The organism is Citrobacter sp. Cm038 (genome assembly GCF_030333105.1).
Taxonomy (GTDB): domain Bacteria; phylum Pseudomonadota; class Gammaproteobacteria; order Enterobacterales; family Enterobacteriaceae; genus Citrobacter; species Citrobacter murliniae.
This window is the reverse complement of record NZ_JAOWGO010000025.1, coordinates 653,756-674,712: the sequence shown is the minus strand read 5'-3', so window position 1 is coordinate 674,712 and position 20,957 is coordinate 653,756. Positions and strand designations below refer to the sequence as shown.

Below are 20,957 nucleotides of genomic sequence, written 5' to 3'. Positions count from 1 at the left end.
CTCTATTAACCCAGTAAGTGATGAATACGTTTCAGTCCCGTCACCAGACGGTCCACTTCTTCATGGGTGTTGTACATGGCAATCGAAGCCCGACACATTGCGGGAACGTTATAGTACGCCATCAACGGCATGGCGCAGTGATGTCCCGTCCGCACGGCAATCCCGTAGTTATCAAGAAAACTGCCGACGTCGTACGCGTGATGCTTACCAAGATTAAACGCAATGACGCCCAGTCGGTCTTTAGGTCCATAGAGGATCAGGTCCGGGACGCTCGCCAGTTGCTCAAGCGCATAGCTCATCATGAACTGCTCATATTCGCTGATTTCCTCGAGCCCTAACGCACTGACATACTCGATAGCGGCTCCCAGACCGATAATCCCCCCGGTGTTAGGTGTTCCAGCCTCAAAGCGCCAGGGGGCTTTAGCCCATGTCGTCCCCTGGGTCAGGCTAACTGTCGCTATCATCGATCCCCCGCCTTCCCACGGCGGCATCTCTTGCAGCAGAGATTCCCTGGCATACAGCACGCCAATGCCGGTTGGGCCGTAAAGTTTATGCCCGGAAAAGACATAAAAGTCGCAATCCAGCGCCTGTACATCCACTTTGTGGTGCATCACAGCCTGCGCGCCATCCACCAGCACTTTCGCGCCGTGCTCATGCGCCAGCGCAATCATCTCCGACAACGGGTTTTCTGTCCCCAGCACGTTTGATACATGGGTAATAGCCAGCAGTTTGCTGCGGTCATCGAACAGCGTCGGCAGCAGATCCAGTTGCAACGTGCCATCAGTATTGAGAGGAATAATGCGCAGCTCTGCGCCTACACGGGCGCACAACATCTGCCACGGAACAATGTTGGCATGGTGCTCCATCTCGCTAATGATAATGTTATCACCTGCCCGCACATTGCTACTGCCCCAACTGTTGGCTACCAGGTTAATACCCTCCGTCGTACCACGCACAAACACCAGCTCTTCGGCTGAACGGGCGTTAATAAACAGAGAAGCCAGCTTACGCACATTCTCCATTTTCTCCGTGGCCTGGGCGCTGAGCGTATGAATACCCCGGTGGACGGCAGCATAACTATGGCGGTAAAACTCAGCCTCGGCATCAATCACCTGATTCGGCTTTTGTGCACTGGCGGCGCTGTCCAGGTAGGCCAACGGCAAACCGTTCACTTCACGCGTCAGGACAGGAAAGTCAGCCCGCACTTTTTCAATCGGAAATGTCATGCTACGCCTCCCGGCAGGCGTTGAGCGATCCGCGCCAGAACCTGTTGTTTCAGCGTTTCATCGCGCAGGGCTTCTGTTAGCTCAGCGGCAAACGCATAGAGAATCATCTGTTGAGCATCCTGCTGGCCGATCCCGCGGGATCGGAGATAGAACATCTGTTCATCGTCGATCCGCCCTACCGTCGCACCATGACTACATTTCACGTCATCAGCGTATATTTCCAGTTGCGGCTTGGTGTCCACTTCCGCCAGTTTACCAAGTAGCAAATTATTGTTGGTCATTTGCCCGTCGGTTTTGATGGCATGCTGCGCCACATTGATCAGGCCATTGAACACTGCCCGACCTTTATCGCTGACGATCGTCTTATGTAGCTGACGACTATTGCAATAGCCCTTGTTATGCTCCAGCCACGTACGGGTATCGCAGACTTCATTTTTTACCGGCATCGCCAGACTGTTAATCCGCAGCGTGGTATTTTCGCCGTTCAGTTGAGTGCTGGTGTTGTGACGCAATACCGCATCGCCGAGCAAAAAGCTGTAGCTTATGGCCGTCGCATCCGCCCCTAACTGCATGTCGTTATGAGCAAAGTGATGACTGACCGGGTTTTCAAACGCCAGCTTGATGTGATGCAAATGGGCGTTTGCCGCCACGTTCATTGTTAAGCGTGCGCCCGTAAAATGACGCGCATCGTTGAGGCTGACGTAATGTTCAACGACAGTGGCTTCCGCGCCTTCCGCCAGTTCAAGATGGTGACGATAATGCGCTGTATTGATCTCATCTCCCGCCAGTCCCTGGGTAATGTGCATGAGTAATAGCGGTTTCGTCGGGCGCTGATTACGCTTGACGTGAATGTGTGTCACGCTACGAGACAGGCTTTCAGTCAGATGCAGAAACACTTCAGGCTGAATCGGCGCCGGTAGCCCCAGGCGTGTGTCGTCAATACTCACGTCGAAACCGCTACCGTCCACGCTGTCGCTGAGCGTCGGGCAAAACTGCCCATCGACAAAAACCAGACGGATGGCATCGATACCTGTCGACAGCGCCTCGCACTGTGTCGAACTAATTTCTGAAAAACGACTGACAAACTGTCCGGTGGTTAATCCTTCCAGCGGGGTATATTTCCAGTCCTCATGTTTGCGCGTAGGCAGCCCCAGACGCAGCATCTGTTGCAGGTGCTGTTGCGCGTGTTGCGAACGATTTTCGCCCTGCGCCTCAAACAGATGGTGCCACTGTTGTAGCACATTACTGCTGTTCACTAAGCCAGCCATATCCTTGCTCCTCCAGCTGTTTGACCAGTGTGAAATCACCGGACTTCACAATTCGCCCCTGGTAGAGAACGTGAACGTAATCGGGTTTGATATAGTCCAGGATGCGCTGATAGTGGGTGACGATAATGAACGACCGCTTGCCGTCGCGTAGCGAGTTCACGCCATCCGCGACAATCTTCAACGCGTCAATATCCAGCCCGGAGTCGGACTCATCGAGAATGCACAGCTCCGGCTCCAGTACCGCCATTTGCAGAATATCGTTACGCTTTTTCTCACCGCCAGAGAAGCCCACGTTCACCGAACGGGTGAGCAAATCTTCCGGCATCTTTAACAACTCAATTTTTTCTTCCATCAAATCCTGGAAGTCAAAGCGGTCCAGAACCTCTTCCCCGCGGTAGCTACGCACCGCATTAAGTGCCGTTTGCAGGAAAAACTGATTGCTGACGCCCGGGATTTCCACCGGATACTGAAATGCCATAAATATGCCTTCTCCGGCGCGGTCTTCAGGCGACAGTTCCAGCAAATCCTTTCCGTTGAATTCAACCGTACCACCGGTCACTTCATAATCTTCACGCCCGGCGAGCGTCGCAGACAGCGTACTTTTCCCTGAACCGTTTGGTCCCATAATGGCGTGCACTTCGCCGGGGCGAATCTCAAGGCTAAGCCCACGCAGAATCGCCTTATCTTCCACACTGACCTGTAAATCTTTAATACTTAACATGTGCTTTCCTTAAATTTCAGCCGACGCTGTGTTCAAGACTAATGGCGAGAAGTTTTTGCGCTTCCACAGCAAATTCCAGCGGCAGTTCAGAGAACACGTCTTTACAAAAACCGTTGACGATCATTGAGATGGCATCTTCTTCGCTGATACCGCGCTGCAGGCAATAGAACAACTGATCTTCACCGATGCGTGAGGTTGTAGCTTCGTGTTCAAGCTGGGCGCTGTTGTTACGACACTCGACATACGGGAAGGTGTGCGCCCCGCAGTCCGCACCAATCAGCATGGAGTCACATTGGGTGTAGTTACGGGCGTTGGTGGCGGTCGGCATGATTTTCACCAGACCACGATAGCTGTTCTGGCTGTGCCCGGCGGAAATTCCCTTCGATATGATGGTTGATTTGGTGTTCTTGCCAATGTGGATCATTTTGGTGCCGGTATCAGCCTGCTGATACCCACTGGTCAGCGCGACGGAATAGAACTCACCGATAGAATTGTCACCGCGCAAAATACAGCTCGGGTATTTCCATGTGATAGCCGAGCCGGTTTCCGACTGCGTCCAGGACATCTTGCTGTTCTCACCTTCACACAGCGCACGTTTGGTGACGAAGTTCAGGATGCCGCCTGTATTTCCATCTCCGGGGAACCAGTTTTGTACCGTCGAGTACTTCACTTCAGCATCTTTGTGGATGATAACTTCCACCACCGCCGCATGCAGTTGGTAGCTGTCACGCACTGGTGCCGAACAACCTTCGATATAGCTGACGTAACTGCCCTCATCCGCCACCAGAATCGTGCGTTCAAACTGCCCGGTTTTTTCCGCATTAATACGGAAATACGTGGAAAGCTCCATCGGACAGCGCACGCCTTTCGGCACATAAATGAACGTACCGTCTGAAGCTACCGCCGCATTTAACGCGGCAAAGAAATTGTCATTACCCGGAACGACAGTACCGAGATACTGCCTCACGAGATCCGGGTGATCGTGAATGGCCTCACCGAACGAACAGAAAATAATACCCTGCTCTGCCAGCTTGTCGCGGTAGGTCGTAGCAACCGATACCGAGTCAAAAATGGCATCTACCGCCACTTCTTTACCTTCGCGGACCGGCACGCCAAGCTGTTCAAACGCGTCCTCAACTTCTTTGCTTAAAAACGCATTCGCGCCCGTCTGTTGCACCGCTCCCGGCTCCGACGCGCAGGTTTCATCACAATTACCGCAAGAAGGTGCAGAGTAATAGCTGTAATCCTGATAATTCAGTTTTTCGTAATGCGCTTTTAGCCAGTGCGGCTCTTCCATCGTCAGCCACGCTCGGAACGCGTTAAGACGAAATTCGAGCATCCACTCAGGCTCGTTGCGCTTCGCGGAAATCGCGCGAACCACCTCTTCGTTGATTCCTTTCGCGAGTTCATCGGTTTTTAGTTGGGTGAAGAACCCCTCTTTGTAATTGAGGTGCCCGCCAGACCAGGTGTTGACATCGTCAGTTGCTTCAGTGTTACGAGACATAGTACCGCCTATACCCCAAAACTTTCGCCACAGCCGCATTCGTTCTGTGCTTTCGGGTTATGAAATTTAAATAACTGATTTAATCCTTCACGAACAAAATCGACTTCAGTTCCGTCGATAAACGGCATCGCCTGTAACGCTACGTAGAGTCTGGCGCCATCCGTTTCAAATAGCAGGTCGTCTTTATCCGGTTGACTGACAGTGCCCAGCACATAGCCGAATCCCGCACATCCCGTTTGCTTCACGCCTAATCGGACGCCCAACATATCGGGCTGTTTTGCCACCAGCTCACGAATATGTGCCGCAGCGGCGGGCGTTAACGTCAATCCACGCCATGCAAAGTCGTCCGGATCAAATGTTCCTGAATGCAATTCCATAGGGTTACCTCGAGTAATTAGCCTTCAAGCTATAACATCATGTTAGTGATAATGATTATCACTTCAACCCCTCAACAGCAGGGGCATTCGGGTTAACCGCCCTTTTTGGCTACTTTTATTAAGCATAGACCCTGCGGCGAGGGTTCACAGAGATGGATTATTTTGTTCAATGCATTGATAAATAATAGATTATGAAAACCAAATCGTTCAGGCAGGTCAAACACGAAAAGATGTATAGATAATGTCTATTTAAGGAATAGGAGAAGAATTGGATGCGGGTAAACACAGGCAATAAAAAACCCTTAAGGCTGCTGGTTAGCAGGCTTAAGGGTTCCGGCCCCATCCGGCGCTTATCTCCGGCACTCACGATGGCTTAGCTCTTGAAGGGGCGTTAGGAATAGTCTCATATCCCGGTGAGCCATTTTTAACACAAACTGCGATTCGCCTGTTTTATAATCTGGCTCACTTCACATTTTTAATTTTGTGTCTGATTGAGGGCATCCAGCAACAGACGCAACCCTGCAGGCTGATGCTCACGCGAAAGGTACAATCCGTAAATCGGCAAGCGTCTCGGCTGCAACTGTGGCAGTAGTCGCACCAATTGTCCCTGCACCAGGCCTTCTCTCGCCTCCTGCTCTGGTACCAGCGCGATCCCCATTCCCGCCAGCGCCGACTCGCATAAAAGCGAAGAGATACCCGCGCTCAAATTCCCTTTTATTGCCACAGAGACAACCTCGGCGTTCTCATTCTGAAAATGCCATGATTTTCCGGCAAATCCGCTGTAGTAGAGGCAATTATGTTGTGCGAGTTCTGCAACCGTGTGGGGAGTACCATGCAGACGAAGATAATCAGCAGAGGCACATAGCACCGACTCACAGTCTCCTAACCGACGGGCGATGCTTCCTGGCTCGGGGTTGTCCGTGATACGGATCGCCACATCAATACGTTCCCCCACAAGGCTAACCGGTTGATTATTAATTTCAACCTCAATACGGAGTTCAGGATAACGCGCCAGAAAAGCGGGCAGCACCGGGGCAAGAATATGCATAGCGGTGAAATGTGCGCAGGCCACCCGTAACGTACCGGAAGGAACTTCGGTCACACTGGCGGCACCAATATCCAGCGACAATTGCGCCAGCGAGCGGGTTTTCACCAACGCCTCCTCACCGGCAGGCGTGATCGTTAACCGACGAGATGAACGGTGGATCAACCGTGCACCGGCCCATTTCTCCATCTCATCGAGATAGCGACTGACCATCGGTCTGGAAAGACCCAGCGCTCGCGCGGCGGCACTCAGACTGCCCAAATCACAAATATGATTAAATACTGTTGCCGCCATGACTCTGTCCATCGCATCCCATCCGATCGTTTTATGAAACTCAGCATGTCCTGATAGAGGAATTCTAACAGATCCGAATTTCCTTAAAATAAGAGACGTGCAAAAGACAATTTCATCTGCAAAAGGTTATTCCATTATGAAAGTTAAAAACCTGGCCCTGCTGTTGCCACTGTTCGCCTCCCCGGTATTTGCTGCCCCACTCCAGCTTGATGTTTACAACCCGCAGGAAAAGGCTATTTTCCCTGTCTCCTCAACGCTGGTGTCTGGTCCGAAAGAGGCCATTTTGTTTGATGCGCAATTCAGCACCAAAGATGGCGAAAAGCTGGTGCAGATGATCCACGCCAGCGGAAAAAAACTCAAAGCTATCGTAATTACCTCCGGCGATCCGGATTTCTATTTTGGCCTTGAACCGATTGTAAAAGCGTTCCCTGACGTAAAAGTAATGGCAACGCCTCACGTGGTGGATCATATTCGCGCCACTAAAGAGGCCAAACTGCAATTCTGGGGCCCCCAGATGAAAGACGGTGCGCCAGCGTCTCTCACCGTACCGCAAGCCACAACACAAACGCGTTTTACCGTTGATGGTGAAACCCTGGAACTCCGCCATCCTGATGATTATGCCGCTTACGTCTGGATCCCAGCCAATCGCGCAATCCTCGGTGGAACCGGTGTAGCTTCTGGTATTCATGTCTGGACGGCGGATACTCAGTCCTCTGAACAACGTGCGCAATGGCGTAATGTACTCAGTGAAATGCAGGCTTTGCAGCCAACTCAGGTCATTCCAGGCCATTACATTGGCGAACTGCCGGCGGGCGATAAAGCGATTCGCTTCACCCAGGATTACTTACAGTCGTTTGAACTGGCACTTGGAGCTAAAAAAGGCCCAGACTACGTGATTAAAACGATGACTGCCGCCTGGCCCGGCCTTGCGGATGCCAGCTCTCTGGAATTGAGTGCGAAAGTAAATACAGGTGAGATGAAGTGGTAAACAAGATTTAACGCAAAAAATAACCCCGAACAGGTGTCGGGGTTTCATCACGATTAGCATACTGGAATCAATGAACGCCCAGGCGCCAGGCAAAATAGATCTCTTCTTTCAGTTCAGTCGAAGAGAGCGTCAGTAAATCGGCAAACTCCAGCTCCAGTTGTTTCAGTCTTTTCAAATACTGAGCAGGTGAAAGATCGGTTTTATCACGACGTAAAAATTCTATTGCCAGTAGGGCCGGGTCTAATTGGGTAGACATATCATCCTCGCTTGTGTTCAAAACCTGCACAGTATAGCACCTTCCTCTGCACACATTATGACCAAAAGCAAAATGCGTCACAGTATCGCTGTCGTCAGACGCGAAGTGCAGCACAATCTCCCCTGTTCATCGAAGATTTCGATTTGCCAGACCTGGTGACGAGAACCGGTATGCAGAGCGCTACAAACGCCTCTGACGCGTCCTTCACGCGCAGAACGAATGTGGTTGGCGTTCACTTCCAGTCCCACCACTTTTTGATCACCCTGAGTGCAAAGATATCCGGCGACCGATCCAATACTCTCAGCCAGCACCACGGAGGCTCCTCCATGTAACAGGCCAAATGGTTGTTTCGTGCGATGATCCACCGGCATTGTCGCTTCCAGAGTATCGTCACCGATATGCACAAAACGAATATCAAGCAACCCAACCATGTTCCCCTCACCCATGGCATTCAGGGCCTCGAGTGTGACTTCACGTTTCCAGATCATCCTATAATCTCCAGCAGTGCCTGTAATGGATGGCGAACGCCCGTGCCTTCAACGCGTTTAACCTGGCTGCGGCAAGAATATCCTGCGGCCAGACAACGGTTACGCGGCAATCGCTGCATTGCCTGGTGCCATGATAGCTCATAGATCCCCAGTGAGTTCTGGTGATTCTTCACTTCGTGACCATACGTCCCCGCCATCCCACAACAACCTACGCTGACATTTTCCAATTTTGCCCCAAATCGAGCAAAAATGGCCGCCCACTGTGCAGGTGAGCCGGGTAAAGCCGTCACTTCGGTGCAATGTCCAAAGAAGTACCACGGTTCACCGCCGAGGGCAGTCGGTTGCTGCGATTCAAGAACAGTCGACAGCCATTCGTTAACCAACTGTACATGGAAATCACCCCGCTGCTCGCCCAGTGCCAGTTTGTACTCGTCGCGATAGCACAGCACCAACGCCGGATCGACGCCAACCATCGGGATTTTCAGCTTCGCCACACGATTAAGGAATTCGGATGTCTTTTTCGCGGTTTTAGCAAAACGGTTTAAAAAGCCCTTAATATGCTGCGCTTTGCCATTGGGCGAGAACGGCAGCAGTACCGGCTGTAACCCTAGTTTTTCCACCAGGCGGATGAAATCCGCCACCACCTGCGCATCGTAGTAGCTGGTAAACGGATCCTGCACCACCAGTACCGTGCGAGCCTTCTGTTCCGGACTCAATACCTCAAGCTGCTCCAGCGTCATGTTGGCGGAACGGTGTCCTACCAGTTGGCGTTGTAACGACGGAGCTGACAGCAATGGTAAATCCACCATACCGATATGCTTTTTAGCCAGATTGCGCACCAGCGGTTGGTTGATGAAAAAGTTAAATGTTTTCGGAGCGCGCGCCATTAACGGCGCATAGCTTTCGACGGTCGCCACCATATGATCGCGTAGCGGGCGCAGATAGCGCGTGTGGTACAACTGCAGGAAGCGCGAACGGAATTCCGGTACGTCAATTTTAATCGGACACTGCGTGGAACATGCCTTGCAGGCCAGACACCCGGACATCGCCTCTTTCACTTCATGTGAGAAATCATACTCGCCCTTGCGCGCATGCCAGCTGTTGCGGGTTCGGGCAATCAGGGTACGCAAACTGGCACGTTTCTCCGGTAACTCTTTTTCCAGCTTAACAGGATCGATCCCGCGATCGGCCAGCAGACGCAGCCATTCACGTACCAGCGTTGCCCGCCCTTTTGGCGAGTGAATACGGTTGAGGCTGATTTTCATCGACGGGCACATTGGGCTTTTCGCATCAAAGTTAAAACATAACCCGTTGCCATTACACTCCATTGCTCCACGCCATTCCTGCCTTACGGCCAGCGGGATCTGGCGGTCATAAGTGCCGCGTTTAACCGCATCCACTTTCATCATCGGGGCATCAACGCCCTCTGGTGGACAGATTTTGCCAGGATTCAGACGGTTTTGCGGGTCAAACACCGCCTTCACTTTGCGCAGTTCGCTATACAGTTCATCACCGAAAAACGCCGGGCTGTATTCTGCCCGGAACCCTTTTCCGTGCTCACCCCACAGCAGACCGCCGTATTTTGCCGTCAGTGCCACTACATCATCAGAGATGCGTTTCATCAGCACTTCCTGCTGCGGATCACACATATCCAGCGCCGGTCTGACGTGCAGTACACCCGCATCCACGTGACCAAACATGCCATAGCTCAGGCCATGGCTGTCGAGTAATGCGCGGAACTCGGCAATATAATCAGCCAAATGTTCTGGCGGTACGCAGGTATCCTCCGCAAACGGAATCGGTTTTGCGGAGCCTTTTGCATTACCCAGCAGACCAACCGCTTTTTTTCGCATCGCGTAAATACGCTCAACACCTGCCAGTTCGGTACACAACTGCCAGCCAATCACGCCGGCCTCCTGGCGGGCGATTAACCCGTCAAGGCGCTCGCAAAGGGCACTAACCTGCGTATCAATCAAAGCTTCGTCGTCACCCGCAAACTCCACGATGTTCAGACCCAGCATCTCTTTATTCGGTACATCGGTAATCAGTTCACTAACGGAGTGCCAGACAATGTCTTCACGCGCCAGATTAAGAACTTTGGAGTCGACGGTTTCCACCGATAACGCACGCGCTTCAACCATCACTGGTGCATTACGCAGCGCCGAATCAAAAGAGTCGTATTTGACGTTTACCAGGCGTCGAACTTTCGGCAACGGCGTGATATCCAGGCGGGCTTCGGTGATAAACGCCAGCGTGCCTTCAGAGCCGGTGAGGATGCGGGTTAAATCAAACTCGGTCATCTCGTCGTTAAAAACGTGCCGCAGATCGTAGCCGGTTAAAAAGCGATTGAGCTTAGGGAATTTATCGATGATCAACTGGCGCTTTTCGCGACAGCGCTGGTATACCGTCTTATAGATGCGACCAATGGAGGTATTCGTGTTGCCGAGCATTTCAGCAAGTTCAACCGGCATGGGTTGGGTATCAAGAATGTCGCCGCCCATTAGCACCGCACGTACACCCAGTACGTGATCGGAGGTCTTACCGTAAACCAGCGACCCTTGCCCGGACGCATCGGTGTTGATCATCCCGCCAAGCGTCGCCCGGTTACTGGTGGACAATTCTGGTGCGAAGAAATAGCCGTAGGGTTTCAGATACTGATTGAGCTGGTCTTTTATCACCCCGGCTTCCACCCGCACCCACCCCTCTTGCGGATTAATTTCAATAATGCGGCTCATATAGCGGGACATATCGACGATGATGCCCTGATTCAGAGCCTGACCGTTTGTTCCTGTCCCGCCGCCGCGAGGGGTAAAAATCAACGAGGAAAAAAGAGGTTCAGCCGCCAGGCGGGCGATAAGCGCCACATCTGCCGTCGAACGCGGAAAAACCACGGCATCTGGAAGAAGCTGATAGATACTGTTATCCGTCGACATTGTCAGACGATCGGCATAGCTCGTTGCCGTATCGCCCGTGAATCCTTGCTGCTCCAGCGCTTGCAAAAAATTGAGCACCAGTTGAACAACACCGGGTGCCTGAGAAATTTGTGGAATCATTATAGTGACCCTTTCCTGCGGTCTGTATTGTGAAGTTATCGTTTGCGTGTTGCGTTGTTTGTTGTATCACATTTTTTTCTAATACGCCCAACACAATTACAGGCAGAATCGGCCTGTTAAAAACCGCTGAAATTGCTCATCATTATAGGGTGTGATTTAAGTGTTCACGTCGCGTCAACGGTCTGACGCACAAAAAAGGTGAAAAGTATTTATGGTAAATTTTCGTCAGCCCAGCAATATCGCGCAAGTGATGCTATCGGTGCTGTTTTTGGCCATCATGATTGTGGCATGTCTGTGGATTGTGCAGCCCTTTATTCTCGGTTTTGCGTGGGCGGGAACAGTCGTTATTGCAACCTGGCCCATTTTACTACGCATACAGAAACTGTTGTGGGGACGCCGTTCGCTGGCCGTCCTGGTAATGACTCTGCTGTTGGTTCTTTTGTTTATCATCCCCATCGCGTTATTGGTGAATAGCATCGTTGATGGAAGTGGACCGTTAATCCATGCCGTGACAGCAGGAGATATGACACTGCCGGACCTTGCATGGCTGAACAGTATTCCGTTGGTTGGCGCAAAAATTTATGCCGCATGGCACAGCCTGCTTGATATGGGCGGTTCGGCCATTATGGCCAAAGTTCGTCCTTATATTGGCACCACCACCACCTGGTTTGTCGGTCAGGCCGCGCATATTGGTCGCTTTATGATGCATTGTGGCCTGATGTTGTTGTTCAGCGCCCTGCTGTACTGGCGAGGTGAGCAGGTTGCGTTAGGTATTCGCCATTTCGCGTGCCGTCTGGCATCTAAACGCGGCGATGCTGCCGTCCTGCTGGCTGCACAAGCAATCCGTGCGGTAGCGTTGGGCGTTGTTGTTACCGCTCTGGTACAGGCTGTCCTCGGCGGTATTGGTCTGGCGGTGACAGGTGTGCCATACGCGACGCTGTTGGCGGTACTGATGATCCTTTCCTGCCTGGTACAGTTGGGTCCCTTACCAGTACTGATCCCGGCCATTATCTGGCTTTACTGGTCGGGTGATTCAACCTGGGGCACAGTGCTGCTGGTATGGAGCGGCGTGGTGGGTACGCTGGATAACGTTATCCGTCCAATGCTGATTCGTATGGGGGCTGATTTACCGCTGATCCTCATTCTCTCCGGCGTTATCGGCGGGTTGATTGCCTTCGGCATGATTGGCTTGTTTATCGGCCCGGTTGTACTGGCTGTCTCCTGGCGTCTGTTCTCAGCCTGGGTGAACGAAGCCCCGGTACCCGGCAACGACCCGGATGAGATCCTCGAAGAGATCGCCGAAATAGAAGATAAAAAATAACCCCAGCTCAGGCGGCGCTGCCGCCTGATTGTTTAACATTGCTAATCAATTCCGTATTTCCTGTTATCTGAATTCAACATATTCCGTCTTCACAGACACATTTGCGTCGCAAATTCTTCACGGCCTTTAAACTATTGAGATGAATCCGATCGACGTAAAAAACCAGCATGCCTACTATTAGCTCAAGGCTTTAGATCAACACATTGATTTATAAGCATGGAAATCCCCTGAGTGAAACAACGAATTGCTGTGTGTAGTCTTTGCCCATCTCCCACGGTGGGCTTTTTTTTATTCTTCAAACAACACCACCTGAAGTACAGCTCCTCCTTCAACCACCCGGCCCTTTTATACGCCATCCGCTTGGTTAAATGCGCCCATTCACTCATTATTAACAAATAATATTGCACAAGATACTGTGACTCTCTTCAAGCCGAAATATCCACAGTAATGCTATTACTATTCCACCGTCTTTTAAGGTGATGAAATTATGAACGCATTTGAATTGCAGGCATTCCGGCATGTTTTTGCTATGACGATTGAAGAAAGCGCAACTTATATCGCTGCTGATGGCAACGTTACCGCCTGGCAACAATGGGAAAACGGCGAACACGAAATCCCGGAGAACATCTCTCGTCAATGTTCAGAAATGTTAGCAAAACGAAAGTTAAGAATTAACGCGATCATTGAAAAAATAAACAACCGTATCGGTAATAACACCATGCGTTTTTTTCCTAACCTCGCCTCTTTTCAGGCAGTTTATAACAGTGAAAATTTTCTCGAATGGAAACTCTATCAATCGACTGCTGTTGAACTCTATGCGCACGATCTTGAGCGTTTGTGTTAGGAGAAAATCTGACGATTATAACTTTGTACTATTAGTAACTGACATAATGCCCACGCTGATGCGAATACGGCATATTGCTATGGCCTGTACACCCGACTCGAAATACAAAATTTCCATTTAGCCTCTTCGCTGAGTAACACATTATGAAAAACGCCTATTTCTCCACTGCGATAGGGCTGTACCTTAATTACCTTGTACACGGCATGGGGGTTATTCTGATAAGCCTCAACATGTCCTCGCTTGAACAACAGTGGCAAACCGATGCAGCAGGTGTGTCAATTGTCATCTCATCTCTCGGCATCGGTCGATTAAGCGTCTTATTACTGGCGGGCTTACTTTCCGATCGCTATGGCCGTAGACCATTCGTCATTTTCGGCATGCTCTGCTATCTGCTCTTCTTTTTTGGCATTATCAATACTCACAGTATTTTCATAGCCTACGCATTTGGCTTTTTGGCGGGTATGTCTAACAGTTTTCTTGATGCCGGGACCTATCCCAGCCTGATGGAGGCGTTTCCCCGCACCCCTGGCACCGCCAATATTTTGATTAAAGCTTTTGTGTCCGGCGGGCAGTTTCTGTTACCGATGGTCATTAGTGTACTGGTGTGGGCTGAGCTTTGGTTTGGCTGGTCATTCCTGTTCGCTGCGGGGATTATGATTGTCAACGGCGTGTTTTTATTTCGCTGCCAATTCCCGGCACATCCCGGGCCTAAACCTTTCGTCAGGACATCACCTCCCGCACAGGAAGGCCCTCTACCTAAACATCGGTGTTCCATTATCGACCTGGTCAGCTACACCCTGTATGGCTACATTGCTATGGCGACATTTTACCTGATCAGCCAGTGGCTGGCTCAGTATGGTCAATTCGTCGCGGGAATGCCGTACACCTCGGCGATTAAGCTGTTGAGTATCTACACCTGCGGTTCGCTACTGTGCGTGCTGATCACCGCGCCGCTTGCGAGGAAACCAGACCGCGCGACACCGCTGTTGATGCTTTACACGTTAATTTCATTTATTGCCCTGCTGACGGTTTGTCTGCACCCCACCCCTTACGTGGTGGTCGTATTTGCGTTTGTTATCGGGTTTTCTTCCGCCGGCGGCGTCGTACAAATTGGCTTAACGTTAATGGCGGCCCGTTTTCCGCATGCAAAAGGAAAAGCAACCGGCATTTATTACAGCGCGGGCAGCATTGCTACCTTCACGATCCCACTGATCACGGCAAAGCTTTCGCAAACCAGCATTGCCCACATCATGTGGTTTGATACCGGTATAGCCGCCATTGGTTTCGTGCTGGCGCTGTTTATTGGCTATCGCAGCCGTGTTGAGTCCAGATATCAGTTAAAAATGGCATCGCTGGTGGAATAGCACCACTGCAATATTGTTCATACCTGCTGCAAAATAATTGGGTTAATTTTTAAAACATCAGTAAAACAACGGCAGTAAGAATTGGGTTTCACAAATTAGCATGCAATATACCTGGTAACTAAAACGCCATGCTATGTGGGTGAAATGACACCCTCTCGGTATATTAATAACATGAACGCCGTCATTTAAATCATAGCGACGACAATATAATAATTTTAACATCCGCAAGGAGTTGTGAAAAATGTCTCAACACAAGGCCTTTAATACGCCATTTCTTCTGGCGATAACCTGTATTTATTTAAGCTACTTTTTACACGGCATTAGTGTCATTACGCTGGCGCAAAACATGACATCCCTGGCAGAAAAATTCTCAACAGATAATGCAGGCATTGCCTATTTAATTTCGGGAATTGGCCTTGGGCGACTGGTCAGTATTCTATTTTTTGGCGTTCTCTCAGATAAATTTGGTCGTCGGGCCATCATCCTGTTGGGCGCTATTCTGTATATGTTCTTCTTCTTCGGTATTCCTGCCAGCCCAAATTTAATGATTGCATTTATTCTGGCTGTTTGTGTCGGCGTGGCAAACTCAGCCCTCGATACAGGCGGCTATCCGGCGTTAATGGAGTGTTTTCCCAAAGCATCAGGTTCAGCCGTTATTCTGGTGAAAGCCATGGTGTCATTTGGACAGATGATCTACCCCATCATCGTCAGTACCCTGCTGCTTAATCATATCTGGTACGGCTATGCGGTTATTATCCCCGGCGTATTGTTCGTCCTGATTACCCTAATGCTATTAAAAAGCCGCTTCCCGAGTCAGATAGTGGATGCTGGCGTCGCGAAAGATTTGCCGCAAATGAACAGCAAGCCACTGGTCTGGCTGGAGGGAGTGGCATCCGTGATGTTTGGGGTTGCCGCATTTTCAACGTTTTATGTCATCGTGGTCTGGATGCCCAAATACGCCATGGCGTTTGCCGGTATGGCGGAAGCCGACGCGTTGAAAACTATCTCCTACTACAGTATGGGGTCGCTGGTCTGCGTCTTTATTTTTGCTGCGCTACTGAAGAAAATGGTTCGTCCTATCTGGGCCAACGTTTTTAACGCGGGTCTGGCAACCATTACGGCGGCGGTTATCTATCTGTACCCCTCACCGCTGGTGTGTAATGCAGGCTCATTTCTCATCGGATTCTCTGCGGCAGGCGGTATTTTACAGCTCGGTGTTTCCGTGATGTCAGAGTTTTTCCCCAAGAGCAAAGCCAAAGTCACCAGTGTTTATATGATGATGGGAGGTGTCGCCAACTTTATTATCCCACTAATCACCGGATACCTTTCTAACATTGGTCTGCAATACATTATTTTGCTGGACCTCGCATTTGCTCTGCTGGCATTTATCACTGCCATTATCGTCTTTGTCCGTTACTACCGCGTATTCAATATTCCCCAAAACGATGTGCGCCTGGGCGAACGTTATTTTCAATAAACAGTTTAATAGGAGTTTCAAATGGACGTAACTGCAAAATATGAACTGATCGGTCTGATGGCCTATCCTATCAGGCACAGTCTGTCGCCCGAAATGCAGAATAAAGCATTAGAAAAAGCAGGATTACCGTTTACCTACATGGCATTTGAAGTTGATAATTCAACGTTTGCCAATGCGATTGCCGGGTTGAAAGCATTAAAAATGCGCGGTACTGGGGTATCTATGCCCAACAAGCAGCTGGCATGTGAGTATGTTGATGAATTAACCCCTGCCGCCAAACTGGTGGGCGCGATCAATACCATCGTCAATGATGACGGCTACCTTCGTGGCTACAACACGGACGGTACCGGACATATTCGCGCAATTAAAGAAAGCGGCTTCGATATTAAAGGTAAAACCATGGTACTGTTGGGTGCAGGTGGCGCATCTACGGCTATCGGTGCGCAAGCGGCAATTGAAGGTATAAAAGAGATTAAACTCTTTAACCGTAAAGATGAGTTTTTCGCAAAAGCGGTTGAGTTCGCCAAACGCGTGAATGAAAACACTGACTGCGTGGTGACCGTTATCGATCTCGCTGACCAGCAGGCGTTTGCAGAAGCGTTGACCAGTGCGGATATTTTGACTAATGGCACTAAAGTCGGCATGAAGCCACTGGAAAATGAATCCATCGTCACCGACGTCTCTTTGCTACGTCCGGATCTGTTGGTAACCGAATGCGTCTATAACCCGCATATGACCAAATTGCTGCAACAGGCACAACTTGCAGGTTGCAAAACGATTGACGGTTACGGCATGTTGTTATGGCAAGGAGCTGAGCAGTTCAAGCTCTGGACAGGAAAAGATTTCCCGCTGGAGTACGTTAAACAGGTTATGGGGTTTGCAGCCTGACGGGCAAGTATCAGTAAATATTTAAAGGGTAATCAATGAAAACCGTAACCGTAAGAAACCTCGTTATTGGCGAGGGTGCGCCGAAGATCATTGTCTCACTGATGGGTAAAGACATCTCAACGGTAAAAAGCGAAGCGCTGGCCTATCGTGAAGCAGACTTCGACATTCTGGAGTGGCGCGTTGACCATTTTGCGGATGTTTCATCAATTGACGCCGTACTGGAAGCCGCCCGCGCAATCCGCGATGTGATGACCGACAAACCGCTGTTATTTACCTTCCGCAGCGCGAAAGAAGGTGGCGAACAGGCGCTGTCTGTAGAAGAGTACCTTGCGCTTAACCGTGCGGCAGTAGATAGCGGTCTGGTGGATATGATCGATCTGGAACTTTTCACCGGCGATGAGCAGGTTAAAGCAACCGTCGAACACGCGCATGCGAAAAATGTCTTTGTGATTATGTCTAATCATGATTTCCATAAAACACCGGCGGCAGAAGAGATTATTCAGCGTCTGCGCAAAATGCAGGAACTTGGCGCAGATATTCCTAAAATTGCGCTGATGCCGCAAAGTAAAACGGATGTTCTGACGTTACTCAGCGCCACGCTGGAGATGCAGGAACGCTACGCCGATCGCCCGGTGATTACTATGTCAATGGCCAAAACTGGCGTTATTTCACGTCTGGCAGGTGAAGTCTTTGGCTCAGCTGCAACCTTTGGCGCAGTAAAAAAAGCTTCAGCCCCGGGGCAGATTTCCGTTACCGATCTGCGTACCGTACTGACAATATTACATCAGGCTTAATAACAAAATATTTCCCCGATACACAAAATCATTCAAGTTGCATCAAGGCAGTAAATAAGCGAATCCCGATGAGCTTACTTAAGGTAAGTGATTCGGGTAGGAGCGTGCAGCCAACGCAGAAGCAGCTTGCAGGATTACGGGTATAAATATAAATAACTCGCTGGCTCAGATATCCGTTTAACAGCGTATATCTGGCAATCAGCTAAGCATTATTAAAGTGAATACTATTTTATCGTATATATCGATAGGTATTCGCACACATATAATCTGGAGTTTATATGAAACTTAAAAGACCTGAACGTATTCAAGGTCGGGTACCGGTATTATCGGCAGCGGACGCAGTGAATTATATTCCTGATGAAGCGACACTTTGCGTATTAGGTGCAGGTGGCGGTATTCTTGAAGCTACCAAATTAATTACTGCATTGGCTGATAAATATAAAAACAACCAGTCCCCGCGTAATTTATCACTGATCAGTCCGACAGGATTAGGAGATCGGGCAGACCGGGGGATTAGCCCGCTGGCGCAGGAAGGTTTAGTTAAATGGGCGCTTTGCGGGCATTGGGGACAATCACCACGGATCTCCGATTTAGCCGAACAGAACAAAATCGCTGCGTACAACTACCCACAGGGGGTATTAACTCAAACGTTACGCGCCTGCGCGGCCCACCAGCCAGGTATTTTAAGCGATATCGGCCTTGGCACATTTGTTGACCCTCGCCAACAGGGTGGCAAGCTGAATGAAGTGACCACTGAAGATTTAATTAAACTGGTGGAGATCGATAACAAAGAGTACCTCTACTATAAGGCCATCGCGCCAAATATCGCCTTTATTCGCGCGACTACCTGTGACAGCGAAGGCTACGCCACCTTTGAAGATGAAGTGATGTATCTCGATGCGCTGGTCATTGCCCAGGCCGTTCACAACAACGGTGGCATCGTCATGATGCAGGTGCAAAAGATGGTTAAGAAAGCCACCCTGCATCCTAAAGCGGTTCGTATTCCGGGCTATCTGGTGGACATTGTGGTGGTTGATCCCGATCAGACTCAGCTGTACGGCGGTGCGCCAGTTAACCGCTTTATTTCAGGTGATTTTGTCCTTGATGACAGCCACCAGACCGCCCTGCCACTCAACCAGCGTAAGCTTGTTGCCAGACGCGCTCTCTTCGAAATGCGCAAAGGCGCTGTCGGTAACGTTGGTGTAGGTATTGCCGATGGTATTGGCCTTGTCGCTCGCGAAGAAGGATGTGCCGACGACTTTATTCTAACGGTCGAAACCGGCCCTGTTGGTGGCATTACCTCTCAAGGCATTGCCTTTGGTGCTAACGTTAATACCCGTGCCATTATGGATATGACCTCCCAGTTTGATTTCTACCACGGTGGCGGACTGGATGTGTGCTATTTAAGTTTTGCTGAGGTGGATCGGCATGGCAACGTTGGCGTACATAAATTTAATGGCAAGATTATGGGCACTGGCGGTTTTATCGATATTAGCGCCACCTCGAAGAAAATTATTTTCTGCGGCACATTAACCGCCGGCAGTCTGAAAACAGAAGTGACCGATGGTAAATTAAATATCGTGCAGGAAGGTCGGGTGAAGAAATTCGTTAATGAATTACCCGAAATAACTTTCAGCGGAAAAATTGCCCTCGAACGCGGACTTGATGTGCGTTATATCACCGAGCGCGCCGTGTTTACGTTAAAAGAAGACGGCCTCCATTTAGTTGAGATTGCACCAGGAGTCTCTCTGCAAGAAGACATTCTGGACAAAATGGATTTCACACCCGTTATTTCTCCGAACCTGAAACTGATGGACGAAAGATTATTTATTGATTCTTCGATGGGTTTTGTATTGCCCGACGCCGCCAATTAAAAGGAGTACCCAGATGGACTTTTCATTAACTGAAGAACAAGAGCTGCTGCTTGCCAGTATTCGGGATCTGATTACCAGTAATTTCCCGGAAGAGTATTTCCGTACCTGTGATCAGACCGCCACCTACCCCAGAGAATTTATGCGTGCCCTTGCGGATAACGGTATTTCGATGCTGGGTGTACCGGAAGAGTTTGGCGGTATACCGGCTGACTACGTCACACAGATGCTGGCTCTGATGGAAGTGTCAAAATGTGGAGCTCCCGCATTTTTAATTACCAACGGTCAGTGCATTCACAGCATGCGTCGTTTTGGTTCAGCCGAGCAACTACGTAAAACAGCAGAAAGCACAATGGAAACGGGCGATCCAGCGTATGCGTTGGCATTGACCGAACCTGGCGCCGGGTCCGACAACAACAGTGCCACGACCAGCTATACGCGTAAAAATGGCAAGGTGTACCTGAACGGACAAAAAACGTTCATTACCGGAGCCAAAGAGTATCCATACATGCTGGTGCTGGCGCGTGATCCGGAGCCTAAAGATCCGAAGAAAGCCTTTACGCTGTGGTGGGTTGACTCCAGTAAACCCGGCATCAAGATTAACCCGTTACACAAAATCGGCTGGCACATGTTAAGTACCTGCGAAGTCTATCTCGACGATGTCGAAGTTGACGAAAGCGACATGGTCGGTGAAGAAGGCATGGGCTTCCTCAACGTGATGTATAACTTTGAAATGGAACGGTTGATCAACGCTGCGCGCAGCACCGGTTTTGCGGAGTGTGCCTTCGAAGACGCAGCACGTTACGCCAACCAGCGCATTGCATTCGGCAAGCCCATTGGGCATAACCAGATGATCCAGGAGAAACTGGCACTCATGGCGGTTAAAATCGAGAACATGCGCAATATGGTATTGAAAGTCGCCTGGCAGGCCGACCAGGAGCAATCGCTGCGTACCAGCGCAGCACTGGCAAAACTGTACTGTGCTCGCACTGCGATGGAAGTGATCGACGACGCAATTCAGATTATGGGTGGTCTGGGTTATACCGATGAAGCGCGCGTTTCCCGATTCTGGCGAGACGTACGTTGCGAACGTATTGGTGGCGGCACCGATGAGATCATGATTTACGTAGCTGGTCGTCAGATCCTGAAAGATTATCAAAACAAATAAGTGATGGTAG

The 20,957-nt window shown here is 50.2% G+C and carries 18 protein-coding genes and 1 other RNA gene; 10 read left to right on the top strand and 9 right to left on the bottom strand.

From position 1 onward, the window contains the following. Positions 1-5 precede the first annotated feature (5 nt). The 6 genes from sufS to OGY01_RS22680 form a co-directional block, all read right to left on the bottom strand. Positions 6-1,226: a cysteine desulfurase SufS gene (gene sufS / locus OGY01_RS22705; protein ID WP_045442219.1), complete on the bottom strand. Its 1,221-nt coding sequence runs from the start codon at positions 1,224-1,226 to the stop codon at positions 6-8. Continuing rightward, positions 1,223-2,494, bottom strand: coding sequence for a Fe-S cluster assembly protein SufD (sufD, locus tag OGY01_RS22700; protein WP_200011688.1), 1,272 nt, complete (start codon positions 2,492-2,494; stop codon positions 1,223-1,225). Before sufD ends, sufS begins: the two co-directional genes overlap by 4 nt. Then, on the bottom strand, positions 2,469-3,215 hold the full coding sequence (sufC, locus tag OGY01_RS22695) for a Fe-S cluster assembly ATPase SufC (protein ID WP_045442214.1): 747 nt from the start codon (positions 3,213-3,215) through the stop codon (positions 2,469-2,471). Before sufC ends, sufD begins: the two co-directional genes overlap by 26 nt. Before the next feature lie 16 nt (positions 3,216-3,231). Continuing rightward, entirely contained in the window at positions 3,232-4,719 is a 1,488-nt protein-coding gene (sufB, locus tag OGY01_RS22690; protein WP_045442211.1) for a Fe-S cluster assembly protein SufB, read from the bottom strand. Between the two features lie 8 nt (positions 4,720-4,727). Then, entirely contained in the window at positions 4,728-5,096 is a 369-nt protein-coding gene (sufA, locus tag OGY01_RS22685) for a Fe-S cluster assembly scaffold SufA (RefSeq protein WP_048221575.1), read from the bottom strand. Positions 5,097-5,571: 475 nt separating this feature from the next. Beyond that, on the bottom strand, positions 5,572-6,447 hold the full coding sequence (locus OGY01_RS22680; RefSeq protein WP_286493753.1) for a LysR family transcriptional regulator: 876 nt from the start codon (positions 6,445-6,447) through the stop codon (positions 5,572-5,574). Positions 6,448-6,571: 124 nt separating this feature from the next. Between OGY01_RS22680 and OGY01_RS22675 the strand changes: the two genes are divergently transcribed. Then, positions 6,572-7,423 carry a Vmh family MBL fold metallo-hydrolase gene (locus OGY01_RS22675; protein WP_286493751.1) on the top strand — a complete coding sequence of 284 codons (852 nt, stop codon included), beginning with the start codon at positions 6,572-6,574 and terminating at the stop codon, positions 7,421-7,423. 67 nt (positions 7,424-7,490) lie between these two features. On the opposite strand, the gene OGY01_RS22670 is transcribed toward OGY01_RS22675, so the two are convergent. From OGY01_RS22670 to ydiJ, 3 genes are all read right to left on the bottom strand, one after another. Next, a complete protein-coding gene (locus tag OGY01_RS22670) occupies positions 7,491-7,679 on the bottom strand; it encodes a YdiH family protein (protein ID WP_045449579.1) in 189 nt (62 codons plus the stop codon). A gap of 77 nt (positions 7,680-7,756) precedes the next feature. After that, positions 7,757-8,167 (bottom strand): 1,4-dihydroxy-2-naphthoyl-CoA hydrolase, encoded by a 411-nt coding sequence (menI, locus tag OGY01_RS22665; protein WP_045442199.1) that lies wholly within the window; start codon positions 8,165-8,167, stop codon positions 7,757-7,759. Then, a complete protein-coding gene (ydiJ, locus tag OGY01_RS22660) occupies positions 8,164-11,220 on the bottom strand; it encodes a D-2-hydroxyglutarate dehydrogenase YdiJ (protein ID WP_286493749.1) in 3,057 nt (1,018 codons plus the stop codon). Before ydiJ ends, menI begins: the two co-directional genes overlap by 4 nt. Positions 11,221-11,431: 211 nt before the next feature. Between ydiJ and ydiK the strand changes: the two genes are divergently transcribed. The 9 genes from ydiK (at position 11,432) to OGY01_RS22615 (ending at position 20,947) form a co-directional block, all read left to right on the top strand. Beyond that, on the top strand, positions 11,432-12,541 hold the full coding sequence (gene ydiK, locus OGY01_RS22655) for an AI-2E family transporter YdiK (RefSeq protein WP_045442195.1): 1,110 nt from the start codon (positions 11,432-11,434) through the stop codon (positions 12,539-12,541). A gap of 184 nt (positions 12,542-12,725) precedes the next feature. Further along, positions 12,726-12,833, top strand: an RNA gene (gene rprA, locus OGY01_RS22650) — antisense sRNA RprA. Between the two features lie 195 nt (positions 12,834-13,028). Beyond that, positions 13,029-13,385 carry a YdiL family protein gene (locus OGY01_RS22645; RefSeq protein ID WP_045442192.1) on the top strand — a complete coding sequence of 119 codons (357 nt, stop codon included), beginning with the start codon at positions 13,029-13,031 and terminating at the stop codon, positions 13,383-13,385. 143 nt (positions 13,386-13,528) lie between these two features. Beyond that, positions 13,529-14,749, top strand: coding sequence for an MFS transporter (locus OGY01_RS22640; protein WP_048221579.1), 1,221 nt, complete (start codon positions 13,529-13,531; stop codon positions 14,747-14,749). A gap of 241 nt (positions 14,750-14,990) precedes the next feature. Next, positions 14,991-16,226, top strand: a complete 1,236-nt coding sequence (locus OGY01_RS22635) for an MFS transporter (RefSeq protein WP_048221580.1) — start codon at positions 14,991-14,993, stop codon at positions 16,224-16,226. A 21-nt stretch (positions 16,227-16,247) separates the two neighbouring features. Next, positions 16,248-17,114, top strand: a complete 867-nt coding sequence (gene ydiB / locus OGY01_RS22630) for a quinate/shikimate dehydrogenase (protein ID WP_136345553.1) — start codon at positions 16,248-16,250, stop codon at positions 17,112-17,114. A 35-nt stretch (positions 17,115-17,149) separates the two neighbouring features. Beyond that, positions 17,150-17,908, top strand: a complete 759-nt coding sequence (gene aroD / locus OGY01_RS22625; RefSeq protein ID WP_045442184.1) for a type I 3-dehydroquinate dehydratase — start codon at positions 17,150-17,152, stop codon at positions 17,906-17,908. A 278-nt stretch (positions 17,909-18,186) separates the two neighbouring features. Next, entirely contained in the window at positions 18,187-19,782 is a 1,596-nt protein-coding gene (locus tag OGY01_RS22620) for an acyl CoA:acetate/3-ketoacid CoA transferase (protein WP_045442181.1), read from the top strand. Between the two features lie 13 nt (positions 19,783-19,795). Beyond that, positions 19,796-20,947 carry an acyl-CoA dehydrogenase gene (locus OGY01_RS22615; RefSeq protein ID WP_045442178.1) on the top strand — a complete coding sequence of 384 codons (1,152 nt, stop codon included), beginning with the start codon at positions 19,796-19,798 and terminating at the stop codon, positions 20,945-20,947. Positions 20,948-20,957 lie beyond the last annotated feature (10 nt).